This window comes from Agrobacterium sp. SUL3, assembly GCF_001263295.1.
Lineage (GTDB): Bacteria > Pseudomonadota > Alphaproteobacteria > Rhizobiales > Rhizobiaceae > Agrobacterium > Agrobacterium tomkonis.
Window position 1 is genome coordinate 688,598 of sequence record NZ_KQ414499.1, and the last position, 16,067, is coordinate 704,664.

Sequence of the window (16,067 nt, forward strand, 5' to 3'; positions counted from 1 at the left end):
ATTCGGATTTCTGCGAATGCTCCTGTGAGATTTCAGACATGAACCCGCAAGGGAAAATGAGGCGTTCCGGTATTGGGGCATTACAGCTCGCCGGCAAGAGGTTCCACGTCACTGATTCAGGCGCGCCTTCCCGCGTTGCGGGAGCGCCATCGTGAGAATACTTCTCATTGAAGACGAGGTCGAGTTCGCCAAAGCCTTACGTAGCGCGCTCGAACGCGACCGTTTCGTGGTTGATTGGGTAACGAGCCTGTCGCTCGCCAGTGAAGCATCGCGGTCGCGCGTGCACGAACTCGTTCTGCTCGATCGCACGCTGCCCGATGGCGACGGCCTGAGCCTCATTCCGCAACTGCGGGTCAACACTCCGGGCGTCCCGATCATCGTGTTAAGCGCCCGCGGCGAACTGACCGACCGGGTGGCCGGGCTCGATGACGGCGCCGACGACTATCTGGTCAAACCTTTCGATCTGGAGGAAATGCTTGCCCGTATTCGCGCGGTTCAGCGCCGTCCGAACGACCTTGCGCCAGACGAGATCGTCATCGGCGACCTCGCGTTCGACATGGCTTATGGCGAGGCCAGGGTGCGCGGCGCGCGTCTGGATTTGCAGCGACGGGAAGTAAGGGTGCTCACCACACTGTTGCGCCGGCGTGGGCGCATCGTCGTGCGCGAGTCCCTTGAGGAAGCGGTCTACGGCTTCGACGACATGATCCAGTCGAATACACTCGATTCCCATATCTCACGGCTGCGTCGGAAACTCAGCGGTGCGGGCGCCGGTGTCGAAATCCATACGGTCAGAGGAGTGGGCTATCTGCTCAGGGAAAAGGATTGAAGCGCCGCCCGTCATCATTGAAGACACGCCTTGTTACCGGATACCTCGTCCTTCAATTTCTGGCGATCGCCGCTACCGCCGTCGGTTTCATCGTCTTTTTCGTCAATTCCTCGCTCGACGGGATGTATGTCGAGGAGATCATCGTAAAAGTGGCCGCAGATTCGATCGTTCGTGATGCGACCGGAACCGCGGTTGTGGAAGTGACGCCGGAGCTGGCTAAACTTCGAAACGAAGCGCCGGCCATCTGGTTCGCGGCCCGGCTTGGCGACGGCAATACGGTTACCTTTGGCCGCGTGCCAGCGGAGTTCGCCTCCCTTGTTGACCACCTCGACAAACTGGCTTCCGCGGACATGCGCGGGCAGTTCGCACCATTCACCCTTTCCACCATCGTGCGACAGGCATCCGGTCCCATAGGTGACATGAAGATCATCGCGCACGGTCGGGTCAGACCTTTCACAGCGCTGATCACGTTGGCGTCGAATATCGTCGCCATCACCATTTTCCTGACCCTGGCGCTCGTCTCCATCGTCGCGACGCCAATGATCGTCAAGTGCGCCCTGGCCGGCGTCATCAAGACCGCGGAGGAAGCGCAGGGGATCAATGCCGAACGTCGCGGTCTTCGCCTTTCCGAAGACAAGGTGCCGCGTGAAGTCGGCCCGTTGGTTCGCGCCTTCAATGAAGCTCTAGGTCGCCTTGATGAAGGCTATGATCGTCAGCACCGCTTCATCGCATCGGCAGCCCATGAGTTGAGGACGCCGATCGCAATATTGCGGATGAAGATCGACGCAGCGAAAGACAAAGGCATGCGTTCGCTTTTGCCGGATGTGTCTCGACTTGCGAACCTCTCGGAGCAACTGCTCGATCTTCATAGATTGGACAATGGCACGCCGAGCGACCGGACCGACCTCGTCGTCCTCGCGCGCAGCGTCGCTGGAGACCTGGCGCCGATGCTGATCGCGTCGGGGAAAACAATCGAAGTTGTTGTCGTGCAACCCGGTTCTATCATGGGCAACGCCGGATCGATCGAACGTGTGCTCACCAATCTCATACAAAACGCGGTGGAGCACGGCGGCGACAAGGTCATTGTGCGGATCGGCGGACCCGTGTTGGAGGTCGAGGATAATGGTCCTGGCATTCCGGGGGAGGAACATGAGCGTGTATTCGAGCCATTTCATCGGCTTCGACCGCGCTCATCCGGCACCGGCCTGGGTCTCGATCTGGTGAAGCAGGTCGTAATCCATCACCGCGGCAGCGTCACCATAGCAACGGCGTCCAGCGGGGGAACAATTATGCGGTTGAAATTTCCCGCGGTTCGGGACTGCCCCCCAGCCAATGCTAAGGCAATGTTTCCATGCACAGCTAACCGGACGAAGCGATAAATCCGGCTGATGGTTGTTACATGGTCCACACCACGATTCGCATCTGCCGTGCGCGGCACCCCGACAGGCGCCCTCTGCGATAGGTGAGGTTAATGATGACTGTAGATGATCGATGGGCAAGACCCGGCTGGCCGGAAATACTCATTGGACTCGTAACATACGTGCTTCTTCTTCTTTCTTTCGGCGTGCTGATGGGATTTCTCCCGGGAAACGACCCTGTTCTTATGGGAATTATCGGCTCGACAGCAGGGGGAGTCGTCGGCCTCGGCGCCTTCGCCGCAGCATATAGCCTCCGAATACGGAATCTACGCCCATTCGGCTTCAAATCAGTCTCGCCTCGCTGGCTGATGATCGCGGCAGGAACGGGCATCGTCGGCTATGGCCTCAACCTGATCATACAGTTCGCGTATCTGGCCCTGTTCGGAACCGGCGATCCTCAGGGCATCCTGCATGCGGCCGCACGGGGTGGCCCGCTTCCGTTTTTCTTGTCCTTGCTGGGCGGCGCCATCTTCACACCCTTCGGCGAGGAAATCCTGTTCAGAGGTGTCGTTGCGAATGCACTCAACCGCTACGGCGCGTTTGCGGGCGTCGTTCTAAGCGCGATCATATTCGGACTGGCGCATGGCGTCAGCGTGATCATGCCCCTTGCGGTCATGGTCGGCCTTCTGGCAGCTATCCTTTTGCGGGCAACCGGATCGATCTGGCCCTGCGTCATCCTGCACTGCGTTTATAACGGGATGAACAGCCTCGCGTCGGCATTCGGCTTCGCACCGATGCAGTAATAACACGCCGCTATGGCTGAGAACCGCAGCCGGGCCGCTCAGTGATCCCTTTTCGAACTCGGACAATGTTGCCGCAACGTTGGCCTGTTTTTTGAGGCCACGGGGCCGTGATGACGGGCTTGCGGGGTACCGCTCCGCCTTGCTCGTGTCGCCGAAGACGCATCCAACGCTCATTTTTCAAGGAGATCAACAGAATGCTGCAACGTCCTTCCGTCGAACATCGTCGGTCTACGATAATCATATTCTCCATAGCCCTGATCGGCCTCGCTGCAACAGGGTGTGTCTCCGCCGAAGAACGGCAGTACAGGGACGCGAATACCTGCCAGAGCTTTGGGGCACCCTACGGGTCCCGCGCTTATGCGAACTGCATGCTGGAACAACAGGCGCGGCGCGACAACGTGCAACGGGAATCACTCGAGCGGACCCGCTTGACCCAAGAAATCGCAAGAAACGCTCAGGATATGGCCGATCGCGCCCGCTGGGACCGCTGCAGACGCGATTCCGACCGGCGCGAGTGCCGTCGCTAGGAGCAAACCTCAGCAGTTGCAGTGATGCGCCAGCGTCGCATACCGAGGCTCAATAACTGTGCTCGCTGCCATAGGTGCTGACGAATGCATAGTGCAGCGTTCCGGTTTCAGCGACACAGCTCCTCATAAAAAAGGACTACAGAAACTCGCGCGGAAACAATAAAAATCATGCCACCACGGCAGCAAAGGATCTGACGATGACTGCTTGCAGCAGCTCTGGTCTGCCGCGCTCGTCGACATCGGTCAGTCTTATCTGTCCGCAGATGTCCACTAAACGAGAGCCGGACCGCCTCCGACGCCCAGCTTCGTCCGCACCTCGGATTCTCCGTCCGAGAATTCATAAAACCAGATATGAGTAGGAAGTGATTATGCTCAAGCTTGCTGCAACGGTTGTTATTGCGACCGCCCTTCTGTCCGATACGGCTATCGCCCAACCGGTCAAGCCCACTATCGTCCTTGTTCATGGCGCGTTTGCTGACTCGTCAAGCTGGAATGGCGTCATCATCAACCTCCAAAAGGACGGCTATAAGACGGTCGCTGTCGCCAATCCGTTGCGGAGTGTCTCGAATGATGCACGCCTCGTCTCCGACGTTGTCGGAAGCATCGAGGGCCCGGTGGTGCTCGTTGGTCATTCTTACGGAGGCCAGATTATCTCCAACGCTGCGAATGGGCACAACAACGTCAGATCACTCGTCTATGTGGCTGCCTTCGCACCGGATTCTGGCGAATCTGCATCCGATCTCGCGGGCAAGTTCCCCGGCGGCACGCTTGGGGAGGCGCTCGCGGCCCCCGTCAAGCTCACTGACGGCGGCGTCGATCTCTACATCGACCAGACCAAGTTCCGCAACCAGTTCGCACACGACGTTGCGCCAGAGGCCTCGGCACTAATGGCCGTTGGCCAGCGGCCAATCACTGAAGCCGCCCTGACGGACAAGTCCGGCGAACCGGCCTGGAAAACGCTGCCGTCCTACTTCGTCTATGGCGACAGCGACAAGAACATTCCGGCCAAGGCGCTTGCCTTTATGGCAGAGCGTGCAGGCTCCAGGCGGACGGTCGTAGTCGAGGGGGCATCGCATGTCGTGATGGTCTCGCATTCGAAGGTTGTGACAGATCTGATCGAAGAGGCTACGAAATAAGCCTGCTTTCGGTCGATATCCGACCACCGTTGCGCGTATTTCCACCCGTGGCACGATACGCAACCAGCTTCAAAATCTGATCGAATGCTGAATTGGGGAGTATCACATTGAAAGCTGTTACAGTTTCGAAGACAGGTGCAGAAACTCACCTCGTTCTTGCCGAACACACAGAACCTGGGGCCACGCCGGACGAGGCAATCGTCGCGGTACGAGCGTTCTCGCTGAACAACGGCGAGGTTCGCGGTGCACTCTATGACGGTAACGATGGCGATCGACCCGGATGGGATTTATCCGGCGTGGTCCAGACGGCCCCGGAAGGATCGGGTTTCCAACCGGGTGATCGCGTGGTGGGCTTGGTATGGAGCGGTGGCTGGGCAGAACGTGTCACCGTGCCGACAAGCCGGCTTGCCAGAATTCCCGACGACGTCAGCTTTGAAGCGGCCTCGACCCTCCCTGTCGCAGGTCTGACCGCAGCCGTAGCGCTGCAGAAGAAGGCGATTGGTCCGGGAAGCCGTGTTCTCGTCACGGCGGCGACGGGTGGTGTCGGAATTTATGCGATCCAGCTCGCAGCGGCTGCAGGCGCCCACGTGACGGCCTTTACGCGGGATGGCTCGACAGCGGAATTCCTGCGCAGCCTTGGCGCGAACGATATCGCGATCGGCGTCGAGGCCGGCGAGAAGGGTGGGCCATACGACCTCATTCTGGAGGGTGTCGGAGGCTCGCTTCTGGGCGAGGCGCTGATGTGGCTGGCATCGCGCGGTGTCTGCGTTCTTTTCGGCGATGCTTCGGAGGAAACACTCACGACCTTTGACGCCCGTCGCTTCCGCCTTCAATCCGGTGGAGCATATGGCGGAACGGTTCTCTACGGCTTCTTCCTCCTCGAGGAGCTGACCCGGCCGGAGCACGCCGCCGATGCGTCGGCCATTCTTGCCGATCTTGCGCGGCAGCTGTCCGATGGAAGTCTCCGTCCGGTCATCGGAAAGACTGTACCTTGGGCCGACATCGACGCGACGGCCCGCGAACTTCTGAAAAGAAAGTTCGCGGGAAAGGCTGTCCTTACAGTGGGCGGATGAGGAAAAGCCTCGGGACTTAATTGCTCTCCGGTATGCGTGCAATCACCTTGATCTCGAAATCGAACCCAGCCAGCCAGTTTACTCCGACGGCAGTCCAGTTGGGATAAGGCGGCTTGGTGAAATTCCTCTGCCTGACGTCCATGATCGTTGCGAACTGGCTGTCCGGGTCCGTGTGGAACGTTGTGACGTCCACGAGATCGTCGAACGTGCAGCCTGCAGCATCGAGTGCAGCCTTCAGGTTGTCGAAGGCCAGTTGAACCTGGCATTCGAAATCAGGTTCGGGTGTTCCATCGCCGCGGCTGCCGACTTGCCCCGAAACGAAAAGAAGATCGCCCGATCGGATCGCTGCCGAGTAGCGATGTTCTTCGTAAAGAGCGTGTCTGTTGACCGGAAAGATGGCCTGAGGTTTTGTCACTTCTTGTTCTCTCTTAATTGTTGTCGATGGGTATGTTAGCCAATCTGGTATCACATTCGATCACTTCAGCTGTTTGGGCAGTGGGATGAACTCGGCCTCATCGCCGGGTGGTAGACGGAAGCGACCATGCTCCCAGTCGCCCTTGCGCCAGGCCTCTTTCGCGGCGTCGATTTTTTCCTGCGACGAGGCGACGAAGTTCCACGAAATATAGCGTGGTCCATTCATTGTCTCCCCGCCGAGCACCATTAGGCGCGCGCCTGCCTCGCCCGCGGTCAGGCTGATCCGATCCCCCGGACGGAACACCATCATCTGTCCAGCGGCAAACGGAGTTCCGGCAATCAGGATGCTGCCCTCGACGACATAAACACCGCGATCTTCGTGATCGTCGGGCAGCGGCAGCTTTGCGCCGGCGGATAGAATGACATCGGCATAGAAGGTCTCAGTGAAGGTTTTGACCGGGGCCTGCGCGCCCCAAGCCGAGCCGAGGATCAGCCGGACCTGCTTGCCTTCATCCTCGATGAACGGCAGCGCCTCGCGGCCGTGATGCTCGAAACTGGCCGCAGTGTCTTCCGCGTGATCCGGCAGCGCAACCCAGGTCTGGATTCCGAAGGCGGTGCCAGGACGGCTGCGCATCTCTTCGGTGGTGCGTTCGGAATGGGTGACGCCATTACCGGCGATCATCCAGTTCACCTCCCCGGGGTAGACCATCTGGTCGGCCCCGGTGCTGTCGCGATGGTGAAATGCGCCCTCATAAAGATAGGTCACGGTCGCCAGCCCGATATGCGGATGCGGGCGTACGTCGATGCCACCGCCAGTGAGGAACTCCGCCGGTCCCACCTGATCGAAAAAGATGAAGGGACCAACCATCTGCCGTTTCGGAGCGGGCAATGCACGGCGCACTTCGAACCCACCCAGATCGCGGGTGCGCGGGATGATGAGGGTCTCGATTGCATCGAGACTGCCAGTCTCAGGGCATTCGGGGTTCTGTGTGGGATTCCAGCTCATGTCATGTTCCTTCGCTCAAACTGGCAATAGAGGCCGCCACAGGTGGCGGACGATTTGGGGGTTGCTCACCGATATTGAAGTCATTCAGCAGTCCCCGATCCAGCGCGCCTGCGTTTGTGACAGGTACGTGCCCGCACTGGCGCTCGATCCAGCTATCGATGACAAAGCCTCCCACGACCCGGCCAGGATCGGCCACGTTTTTCCAGACGCCCCAACGGATTGCCGCGCCACGCCGATTGGAAGCGCCAGATCCCGGCGGCGAACTCGGTGACCACATCTTTTGGCAGGCACAAACCGCTTACGACAGTGCTTCAAAGGACAGTGCTTCAAAGGACAGTGCCATTTACATTTATGTTGCGGTAGCGCCCGTTCACGCGAAGCTGTGTCGCGCTAAGGGGAACGGCAAGTTCCGCAAGTCGACCTTGGGAGCGTTCGAGGTACACCTCGATTGGCGGAGTTACTTTCTCGCCGCGTTTGTTCGTCGATTACGTGTGAAATGCTTGGGCGGTTCGGCGATCCTTAAAAAGACAGCAATGGGGTGGAAACCAGCAAGGCTTCTCTTGGAGGGTGAGCACCGAAAGCATCCATCGGCGAGAGTCGTTTCCCCCGAGAGGCGATGGAGTACCGGTATCGGCCCTATCGAGCGTCTTCTTGGCAGTCGCGGCTATTTTGCCTTCGCCGCGCCATAACGCAGGCCATCCAGCAGCAGCATAAGCATTCGTTGGGTGTGCGCCGGCCCATCCTCCCCCGAGGCCACGGCAAGGTTTCCGATCGCGCGTAGCAGATCGTAGGGCGCAATGTCAGCTCGGACTTCTCCCGCAGCGGCAGCAGCATTCAGCAGCATCGACAGAGCCGGTTCAAATCGGCTTCGGAAATAGTCCGGCAAGGTGGCGAATGCCGGATCGCCGGAATGGAGCGCCGCGGCCAATCCCTGTTTGGTGGCGAGGAAGTGCGTGTAACGCTTCAGCCAGGCTGCCAGCGCATCGGCTGGCCCCTGCTCACCGGCAAGCAGCGCTGCCGCATCGGCGCAGGCATCAACCTCCCGGCGAAACACCGCGGCCACCAGGTCAGCACGCGTCGGGAAACGGCGGTAGAGCGTACCCAGCCCAACGCCCGCCTGCGTCGCAATCTCCCGGATGGGAGCATCCACCCCCGAACGAGCGAACACGATTTTGGCGGCTTCCAGAACTGCTTCCTCGTTTCTGCGAGCATCAGCACGCATTCGCGGTGCGGGTACTTCGGCATCGCCAGGAGCCGATGATGGGGCCTCGCCTGCATTGCGGAGTTTGGTCGACAACATTTTTGCGATCACCTCTTGATAAACGGATCAATGATCCGTATTTATAGTATAGCGGATCATTGATCCGGTTTCCAGCTCGGAGGTTAGCAGTCCCATGTCCAGCCCGTGCGCAGAAACCCGCGCGCCCACTGCCGGATTACCCGCCATTGTTTCGATCTCTCCCATTACTTTACCGTCGCCGGGACGAGGCGTTGACCTGCACGTTCGGGTTTCCTTACCGATCTCAGGCCACACGTTGCCCATCATCATCTTCTCGCACGGCAATGGCCAGTCGTTTCATGCCTATGGCCCCCTTGCTGATTATTGGGCAGCACATGGCTTCGCCGTAATCCAGCCGACACATCTGGATTCGCGGATGCTCGGCCTTGCCGCGAACGATCCTCGCCGCCCCCAACTCTGGCGCTTCCGTGAGCAAGACCTAGCCACCGTTCTCGGCGGGCTTGATCGCATAGAGAACGAAGCATCGCTGATCCGGGGGCGGCTCGACCACTCGCGTATCGCGGTTGCCGGCCATTCATGGGGCGCCCAGACCGCCAGTACCTTGCTTGGCACCACCCATCCCGATCCCGACGACGGATCGGTAGTCGACAGGAAGGACCACCGCGTGAAAGCGGGCGTGCTGCTGGCGCCGCCAGGCAGAGGCGATGGCCTGACCGAATATGCAGCCCGTACCTACCCATTCATGTATCCAGATTTCTCGACCATGACGGCGCCGACCCTGGTCATCATCGGCGACCGTGATGTCGGCAGGCTTTCGACACGTGGCGCCGAGTGGTGGCGTGATGCCTACGATTTGAGCCCCTCACCCAAGGTATTATTTACGGCCTTTGGCGGCGAGCATGCTCTTGGCGGCATCCCCGGTTACGAGGCGCGCGAGACAACAGACGAACGGCCCCAGCGGGTCGCCGCAATCCAGCGCCTTTCAAGCTCCTTCCTCCGCAGCACGCTCTATCCTGGCGACCCCGCATTTTCGGAGACGGTAGCGGCGTTGGCAGCGGATTCTGCGCCGGAAGGCAGCGTCGAGACGAAATAAGACGCCGGACACGCCTTCTCCGCCCCCCATAACACGTATCCACCCCTTACACGGTCGCCCTATAGCATCGCCACAAACAGGAGTTTCAGATGAACACCATCCTCATCACCGGCAGTTCGTCCGGCTTCGGACTTGAGACTGCCCGCTATTTCCTTGATCGCGACTGGACTGTCATTGCTACGATGCGCACGCCTCGTGGGGATCTATTGCCCGCATCCGAACGGCTGCGTGTCGTTGCACTCGATGTGACCGACGCTGCCAACATCGCTCGTGCTCTGGATGAAGCAGGGCCAATCGACGCCCTCGTCAACAATGCCGGCGCCGGTCTGATGGGTGCGCTGGAAGGCGTGTCGATAGACGCAACACGCCAGCTTTTCGAGCTGAACACGTTCGGCACCATGGCGATGTCGCAGGCAGCAATGCCCGGCTTCCGGGCGCAAGGGGCGGGCGTGATCGTCAATGTATCGTCCGCCGTGACGCTCAAGCCGTTGCCAATGTTGTCCGCTTATACGGCAAGCAAGGCAGCCGTGGAGGCATTCAGCGAAAACCTTGCCTTGGAAATTGAACCGTTCGGGGTGCGCGTGCGGCTCGTCACTCCCGGTCGGGCGCCAGAAACCTCCTTCAGCGCGACCGCCCGCGATCGCTCGCAGAACGGCATACCGGAAGCCTATGCCGGCTGGGCGAAACAGGTGTTCTCGGCAACGCCACCGCAGCCGACCGAAATCACCACTGCGAGCGACGTGGCAAGAGCGGTCTGGCAGGCCGTGACCGATGCCTCCTCGCCGTTTCGCATCCCAGCGGGCGCAGATGCCGTAAAGCTTGCCGCACAGGTCGTATGACGGCGTACTTCTGCCCTTTCACCGGCCGGGCCCTTCGATGATATCCGGCCGTCCCGCTCGGAAGAATCCAATGGACCAATGCGCTCCGTCATCCCAACTTCATTCGCGCCTATCCTGGCAAAAAGCTGGATCTTACGGCGTTACTCGTGATTGTGCCATCGCTTCTCGCAGAATCCGAAACCGAGACCATTCTTTCGGACAAAGCTTACATCATAAAGCTTCAGTCGAAGCTCGTTACGCAGGTCAGAAATGTCGTTGCGCACACCTCGGCGACCTTCGAGAAAAAAGACGCTCTTTATCTTACGGAAGTCACGGAGCAGTTACTCCAGGCCTGGCAGCAGACTATGAACGCAGCTACAACACAGTGGTCGTCTTGGGATAACGGCCCAACTCACGCAAATTTAAACAATCTGCTGTATGGTGACTACGAGACGTAGTATTATCACCGAATACAGCCCTCGAGCGTCAGCTACGCCCGCTGTCCCAACACACCCAAAATCCATCCTTCGACGCCGGCAATCACCCGTTCAGGCTCGGAAAGCGCTGGCTGCAGCATGTGTTCAAGCGTTCCGTCTCTGTCAGCCTTAGAAAGCTTGGCCGCAATTGAATAGGCATCGTGTTGATCACCGGTTCGGTCACTCATCGAAAATTCGCGGGACCAAAGCACGGGGTAGACTTCCACGATCGCCGATCGACCAGCGGGGATGGCCCAGCCGTCGAAGGGCCAGAAATGCACCCGCTCGCCCAGCTGCTTACGGATGAACAACAGCCAGGGGATGCCGGAATGCGTGGACTTGGCGACCGATCCCTGAACGTCAAAGTGGAACACAGACTTGGCTCCCCGCGCTCGCTCTTCGGTCAACCGCCGCCACTTAGCATTTCCGCTGCGGGCCGCGCCATTGCCGAGCGCGCCTTCGCGGACGAAGTCTACATAGGCGTGATCTTCATCGGTTGGCCAATGGCACCGGAAGTCTTCGAGAAATCTCGGCCAGTCCGGCAAAAGGCCATGCGTTTCGAAGTAGCGAAGCGGGAATGAGAAGGCATGATCGATCCCGACGATGGTGGGAATATCGTCCGAGAGTGTCTCAACCAGCCACTCGGCAAGTCCGCGTCTCGTCCAGTATTTCTTGTTTGAAGGAGGCGGGAGCACCTCCAACGGAGGCTGCCCCCCGGATGCGATGTAGACGCGCAACCCCTTGAGGCTGGACGTCGGCGTCGCTGCGCCGGAATAGTCGATGCCGATAGTGCGGGAGAACTGGGCCACCATCAATTCCGATTCAGGCCATAATCGCCGCGCGTAAGGAGAATCTGCTTCCAGAATGTCTCCCGTTCGATAATCGCTAAGTCTGGAGTCATAACCGGGCGATGCTCAAGCAAAGAGAATCTGAACGCCCTCCGACAATATTCAAGCGTTGGGTCGCTGACCAAGTTTCGAAGCTCGACGTTGCCCCCGTGGCCCGAAGCGGCGTAACCGACCCAACGTGACCAGATGCCATACTCGCCATAGGCTGAGCCTACGTAACGCTTGCCGGTGTTAACATCAGAAATCAGATAGATGCCTTTGACGCTCGATAGCGCTGCCTTCCAATCCGGGCGGGCGTTGCGCGCCAGAGCTTCGAGTTCGCCGAAAGAGAGGTCGATGTTCTCAAACCCTGGGAAAGTCCGACCAGAATAGGGTTCCCGTAAAATTTCCTGAACCACAAATCCAGAATAGTGCTGTTCCAACTTTACGCGCGTCGAACGCTCCCGGTAGGGCGAGCCGATCTTCAAACGCCCTATGAAACCTTCCCCTAATTGCGTCAGTTTCACCTCGTAGCGATCTTGATGTCTTTGCAGAACCTCAAAGACACCTCCGAACAGCCACGCATCCGGCTGGTGGTAGAATTGCATCAATGAAAAAATGAAAGGGCGATTGAAATCATCCCGTCCTGGTCTGTATTCCTGCCACTGCTGCCACTCGTCTCTATCTCTCACCCACGCGTCGAGAGGCTGGGTCGCCTGATTCCAACGGGCAAAGTGAAGCTTGTAATCCTCGGGTCTTGAGAGGTTCCATATGTCGCTAAGCAATATTGTCATGATCAATCGTCGATCCCGCGTACCACGTTCAGCAATCTCCGGAATTCCTCGTTATCCGCATCACCCTTCCAGAAATTTATGAACTGGCAAACGACCTGGAGGTTACCCTCCTCGTAGTGGCCGTTACTGTCTTTCCGGTCGAGGGACGGCAGGAGGTTGTTGTCATCGTGCTGCCCTTGAAACTGGAAAGGGATGCCTGTCAGCGCACACTTGTTTTCCTGTTGCACCAGCAGCTGGCGGATCAGGACCTCAAGCTGCTGCGCTGTCATACGCAGTTCCTTGTTTTTCAGGGTACGCTGAACGAGCTGGCCATTGGCGTTCTTGACAGTATTCTCCACGGACAGTCGCACCCCATCCATCTCGGGCGGTGCCGGAGGCTCAAACCATAAGGTCGTCTCCGCAAGGGTACGATGAAGGGCCAGAACCCGACCTTCCGTGGTCTTGAAACCGATCACGTATTCGGTCGCCGTCTTTGCAGGAGTTCCAAATCTGGTACGGAGGACTTGTTCGGCGGCGGATGTCGGCACGCTATTCGGCCGCCTCCCGAAGTGTCGCGGCCTGCATCGGCACAAGCGCTTCGGCCAATAGAGCGTCGAGCAGTTTTTTCCGTGTCGCGTTAGCACTCGTCAGACTTACTTCCAGTTGGTCGCAGAGCGCCATGAGATGTTCGACCTTCGCAACGATGCGGCGTTGCTCGGCGAGCGGTGGAAGTGCAATGGGCAACGATAGAAGCGTGGTCTGATTGATCTTCGGCATCGTAGCCTGTGCGCCAGACGCGTTCTCTGTCAAATATTGACGACTGGAAGGAGATACTGAAGCAAGGTGCACATAGGAAAGATCAACATCGTCAGACACACGAACCTTGATAATCAAATCCGGAAACAAGAATGTTTGAGGCGGGCCATGATAGACTGCGGCCATTCCCACGTATTCCGGAGTGTTTCCGCGCTGAAAAAGAAGATCGCCTTCAGATAACCAAAAATCCGATTCTGGCGGAAATTTCCCGTCTACCCGCTTAAAGTATGCGGGGTTGAATGTTCCGCTCGTAGTAGCAGTAAGCGTGATCGCCTTCGGTGCGTCTTCACGGTCTGTCGGTCGTGGCGATATGCCGTTTTGTGGCCCAAAAACGAGAATCTGCTCGAGCGTCACCCAGTTCCAAGTCTTCGGTATGTCGTACGGGATGTTCCTCCCGTCGATTTCGGCTGTTGGCTTCCGGCTTCTCGCCTTGCTCAATTGGATACGCTTCAAGAAATTATTTGACGGCTCATCCGCCGGGTCTTGGGCTACCAACTTGCCGCGGACGGCGAGGTTGAGGATGGTTTGGCGCAGCTGCTTGATCTGGTCCGGCCGGGCGGTGAGCGCCGGCAGGGCATCGAGTGCGAAGCGGGCGTCGTCGCGGAAGGTTTCCGGGTCGGGAGTATTGAGGCGGGCAAGGCTTGCCGCCGCCAGCCGGTCCCGCTTCGTCTCCCGCTCCGTTCGCGCCGCCTCCAACTGGTCGCACAACGCCATCAGTTCATCGACCTTCGCGACAATACGGTGTTGTTCGGCGAGAGGTGGCAAAGGAACTGACAGCTGCTCCATCTTCTCTTTGGTCATATGAATCATGGAGATACCGTGCCCGGCATTCTTGATCTCACGGGTCTTTTGCAGGAGGAAATTGTACAAGTAGAGCTTGCTTAGATCAGCTTCACTGTGAAGGACCAGCTTCCAAATATGATAGTGGTAGACCACCCTCTCGCCGCTCCAAATGAAAGGACCGAAGGAGGCAGACCACGCAAAAATCAAATCCCCATTGTCGCAGTACTTATCCTCGGGAAGGTGAAGGTCAGAGTAGTACCATTTGTCAGAAGTGAAGAGATTTCCAACTCTCAATACAGGCACCCCTGCGCTGAGGAGCTCCTGCTGCTTGTAGGCACGTCCATTAAGCACAGCGACCAAGTCGGAAAACGGAGCTGATGCCCAGCCTACCGGGAGTGGAAAATCTGTCCCACCTTTCGACAGGCCCTCTTCTCGCCCCTTAGCTCGCTCTTTTCGGGGCGACAGTGACTTCACCACCGCGATCCGCCTTAACAACTCCGACGCCGGCTCATCCTTAGGGTCCTGTAGCACGAGCTTGCCCCGCACCGCCAGATCGAGAACAAACCGCCGCAGACGGGCAATCGCATCCGGGGCATCGGCAATCTGTTCGTAGTGCTGCAACAGGCGATCGGCGTTCATCGGGCCAGCGCCTCGGCCAGGATGTTCTTCAACTGGTCGCGCAGACGGGCCGCACTGGTTTCGGCAGCTGTCAGCTCTTCCAGCAGGGTCTCCGGGTCCCCATGGTCATCGTCCACCGTGTGCGGGTTCTTGAAGTCCAGATTGTAGCCCCGCGCCTTCACCTCTTCCAGGCTCACGCGCCATGCCTGCGGGCCGTCCTCGCGGCCCTTGCGCTCCTTGCCACCCCACCAATCGACACAATCTTGCAGATGCTCCTGCCTGATAGGCTTGGTCATGGAATAGGCCTTCTGGCCCTCAGGCACCCGGTGTTCCCAATACCAGATGTACTTGGTCGACGTGCCCTTTTCAAAAAACAGCAGGTTAGTGCCGATCGAGGCATAGGGTTTGAAGACGGAATTGGGCAGTCGCACGATGGTGTGGAGATTGCACTCCTCCAGGAGATGCTCCTTCAGCCGCGTCTTGATGCCTTCGCCAAACAGCGATCCATCCGGCAGGACGACGGCGGCACGCCCGCCATCCTTCAGCAGGCGCACGATCAGCGCCAAAAACAGGTCAGCGGTTTCCTTGGTGCGGAAGGTCGGGAAGTTGTTCTCGATACCGTCTTCCTCACGCCCGCCAAAGGGCGGGTTGGTGAGCACGATATCGACGCGCTCATCCTTGCCCCAGGAAATCAGCGGGCGGGCGAGCGTATTGTCATGGCGTACGAAGCTCGGGTCCTCGATGCCATGCAGCAACATGTTGGTGACGCAGAGCATATGCGGCAGCGGCTTCTTTTCCACGGCACGCAGACCGGCCTGCATCTTCTCGCGCTGGTCCGGGGTGCGAACGTGATGTTTTTCCATGTGGCGTATGGCGCAGGTTAAGAAACCGCCCGTGCCGCAGGCCGGATCGAACAGCGTTTCTCCCGGTGTGGGATCAATGCGGTCGACCATGAAGGATGTAAGCGCGCGCGGGGTGTAATATTCGCCTGCATTGCCGGCCGATTGCAGGTCGTTCAAAATCTGTTCGTAGATTTCGCCGAAATGCTGGCGCTCCGCCAGGCTGTTGAAATCGACGTCGCTGATCTTGTTGACCACCTGTCGGATTAGTTGACCGGACTTCATGTAGTTATAGGCATCTTCAAACAGATCGCGCACGACACGGCGACGATCACCGGGTTTCGTCGAGATAGGGAGTCCTTTCAGCGCCGGGAAGAGTTCGCCATTGACGAAATTCAGCAGTGCCTCTCCCGTGATGCCTTCCGGGTCTGACGCCCAGTTGCGCCACTGGAACCTCTCCGGGATCGGCGAGACATAGCTGTCGTGAGTCAGCTCCAGTTCCTGGTCCTGATCGTCCATGATCTTCAAGAAGAACATCCAGCATAGCTGGCTGATGCGCTGGGCATCGCCATCGACGCCCGCATCCTGGCGCATGATATCCTGGATGGATTTGACGGTGTTACGGACTGACATTTCTATTC

15 protein-coding genes are annotated in these 16,067 nt (G+C 58.6%); 7 read left to right on the forward strand and 8 right to left on the reverse strand.

Features of this window, described 5'->3' with window-relative positions:
- Positions 1–151: 151 nt before the first annotated feature.
- The 5 genes from AKG12_RS07160 (at position 152) to AKG12_RS07185 (ending at position 5,723) form a co-directional block, all read left to right on the forward strand.
- Complete coding sequence (locus AKG12_RS07160; RefSeq protein WP_046802172.1) at positions 152–826, forward strand: response regulator; 675 nt, start codon at positions 152–154, stop codon at positions 824–826.
- Positions 823–2,205, forward strand: a complete 1,383-nt coding sequence (locus AKG12_RS07165; protein WP_052818315.1) for a sensor histidine kinase — start codon at positions 823–825, stop codon at positions 2,203–2,205. The genes AKG12_RS07160 and AKG12_RS07165 overlap by 4 nt, the downstream gene beginning before the upstream one ends.
- A 92-nt stretch (positions 2,206–2,297) precedes the next feature.
- The gene (locus AKG12_RS07170; RefSeq protein WP_285277728.1) at positions 2,298–2,987 is read left to right on the forward strand and encodes a CPBP family intramembrane glutamic endopeptidase; all 690 of its coding nucleotides are present in this window, start codon (positions 2,298–2,300) and stop codon (positions 2,985–2,987) included.
- 895 nt (positions 2,988–3,882) lie between these two features.
- Entirely contained in the window at positions 3,883–4,650 is a 768-nt protein-coding gene (locus tag AKG12_RS07180; protein WP_046802175.1) for an alpha/beta fold hydrolase, read from the forward strand.
- Between the two features lie 107 nt (positions 4,651–4,757).
- A complete protein-coding gene (locus AKG12_RS07185) occupies positions 4,758–5,723 on the forward strand; it encodes a zinc-binding dehydrogenase (RefSeq protein WP_052818318.1) in 966 nt (321 codons plus the stop codon).
- 16 nt (positions 5,724–5,739) lie between these two features.
- Here AKG12_RS07185 and AKG12_RS07190 read toward each other — a convergent pair whose 3' ends face one another.
- From AKG12_RS07190 to AKG12_RS07200, 3 genes are all read right to left on the reverse strand, one after another.
- A complete protein-coding gene (locus AKG12_RS07190) occupies positions 5,740–6,138 on the reverse strand; it encodes a RidA family protein (RefSeq protein WP_052818319.1) in 399 nt (132 codons plus the stop codon).
- A gap of 60 nt (positions 6,139–6,198) precedes the next feature.
- A complete protein-coding gene (locus AKG12_RS07195) occupies positions 6,199–7,143 on the reverse strand; it encodes a pirin family protein (RefSeq protein ID WP_052818320.1) in 945 nt (314 codons plus the stop codon).
- A 664-nt stretch (positions 7,144–7,807) separates the two neighbouring features.
- Complete coding sequence (locus tag AKG12_RS07200) at positions 7,808–8,365, reverse strand: TetR/AcrR family transcriptional regulator (protein ID WP_052818377.1); 558 nt, start codon at positions 8,363–8,365, stop codon at positions 7,808–7,810.
- Positions 8,366–8,678: 313 nt separating this feature from the next.
- On the opposite strand from AKG12_RS07200, the gene AKG12_RS07205 reads away from it, so the two are divergent.
- Together AKG12_RS07205 and AKG12_RS07210 are read left to right on the forward strand one after the other, a co-directional pair.
- Complete coding sequence (locus AKG12_RS07205; protein WP_197283304.1) at positions 8,679–9,476, forward strand: alpha/beta hydrolase family protein; 798 nt, start codon at positions 8,679–8,681, stop codon at positions 9,474–9,476.
- Positions 9,477–9,565: 89 nt separating this feature from the next.
- Positions 9,566–10,315: an SDR family oxidoreductase gene (locus AKG12_RS07210; RefSeq protein WP_052818322.1), complete on the forward strand. Its 750-nt coding sequence runs from the start codon at positions 9,566–9,568 to the stop codon at positions 10,313–10,315.
- A 469-nt stretch (positions 10,316–10,784) separates the two neighbouring features.
- Here AKG12_RS07210 and AKG12_RS07220 read toward each other — a convergent pair whose 3' ends face one another.
- The 5 genes from AKG12_RS07220 to AKG12_RS07240 form a co-directional block, all read right to left on the reverse strand.
- Positions 10,785–11,582, reverse strand: a complete 798-nt coding sequence (locus AKG12_RS07220; RefSeq protein WP_052818324.1) for a hypothetical protein — start codon at positions 11,580–11,582, stop codon at positions 10,785–10,787.
- A complete protein-coding gene (locus AKG12_RS07225) occupies positions 11,582–12,391 on the reverse strand; it encodes a GIY-YIG nuclease family protein (protein WP_052818325.1) in 810 nt (269 codons plus the stop codon). The genes AKG12_RS07220 and AKG12_RS07225 overlap by 1 nt, the downstream gene beginning before the upstream one ends.
- A 2-nt stretch (positions 12,392–12,393) precedes the next feature.
- Positions 12,394–12,846, reverse strand: a complete 453-nt coding sequence (locus AKG12_RS07230; RefSeq protein WP_197283305.1) for a hypothetical protein — start codon at positions 12,844–12,846, stop codon at positions 12,394–12,396.
- Between the two features lie 73 nt (positions 12,847–12,919).
- Positions 12,920–14,608 (reverse strand): restriction endonuclease subunit S, encoded by a 1,689-nt coding sequence (locus tag AKG12_RS07235; RefSeq protein WP_052818327.1) that lies wholly within the window; start codon positions 14,606–14,608, stop codon positions 12,920–12,922.
- On the reverse strand, positions 14,605–16,059 hold the full coding sequence (locus AKG12_RS07240; protein WP_052818328.1) for a type I restriction-modification system subunit M: 1,455 nt from the start codon (positions 16,057–16,059) through the stop codon (positions 14,605–14,607). The genes AKG12_RS07235 and AKG12_RS07240 overlap by 4 nt, the downstream gene beginning before the upstream one ends.
- Positions 16,060–16,067 lie beyond the last annotated feature (8 nt).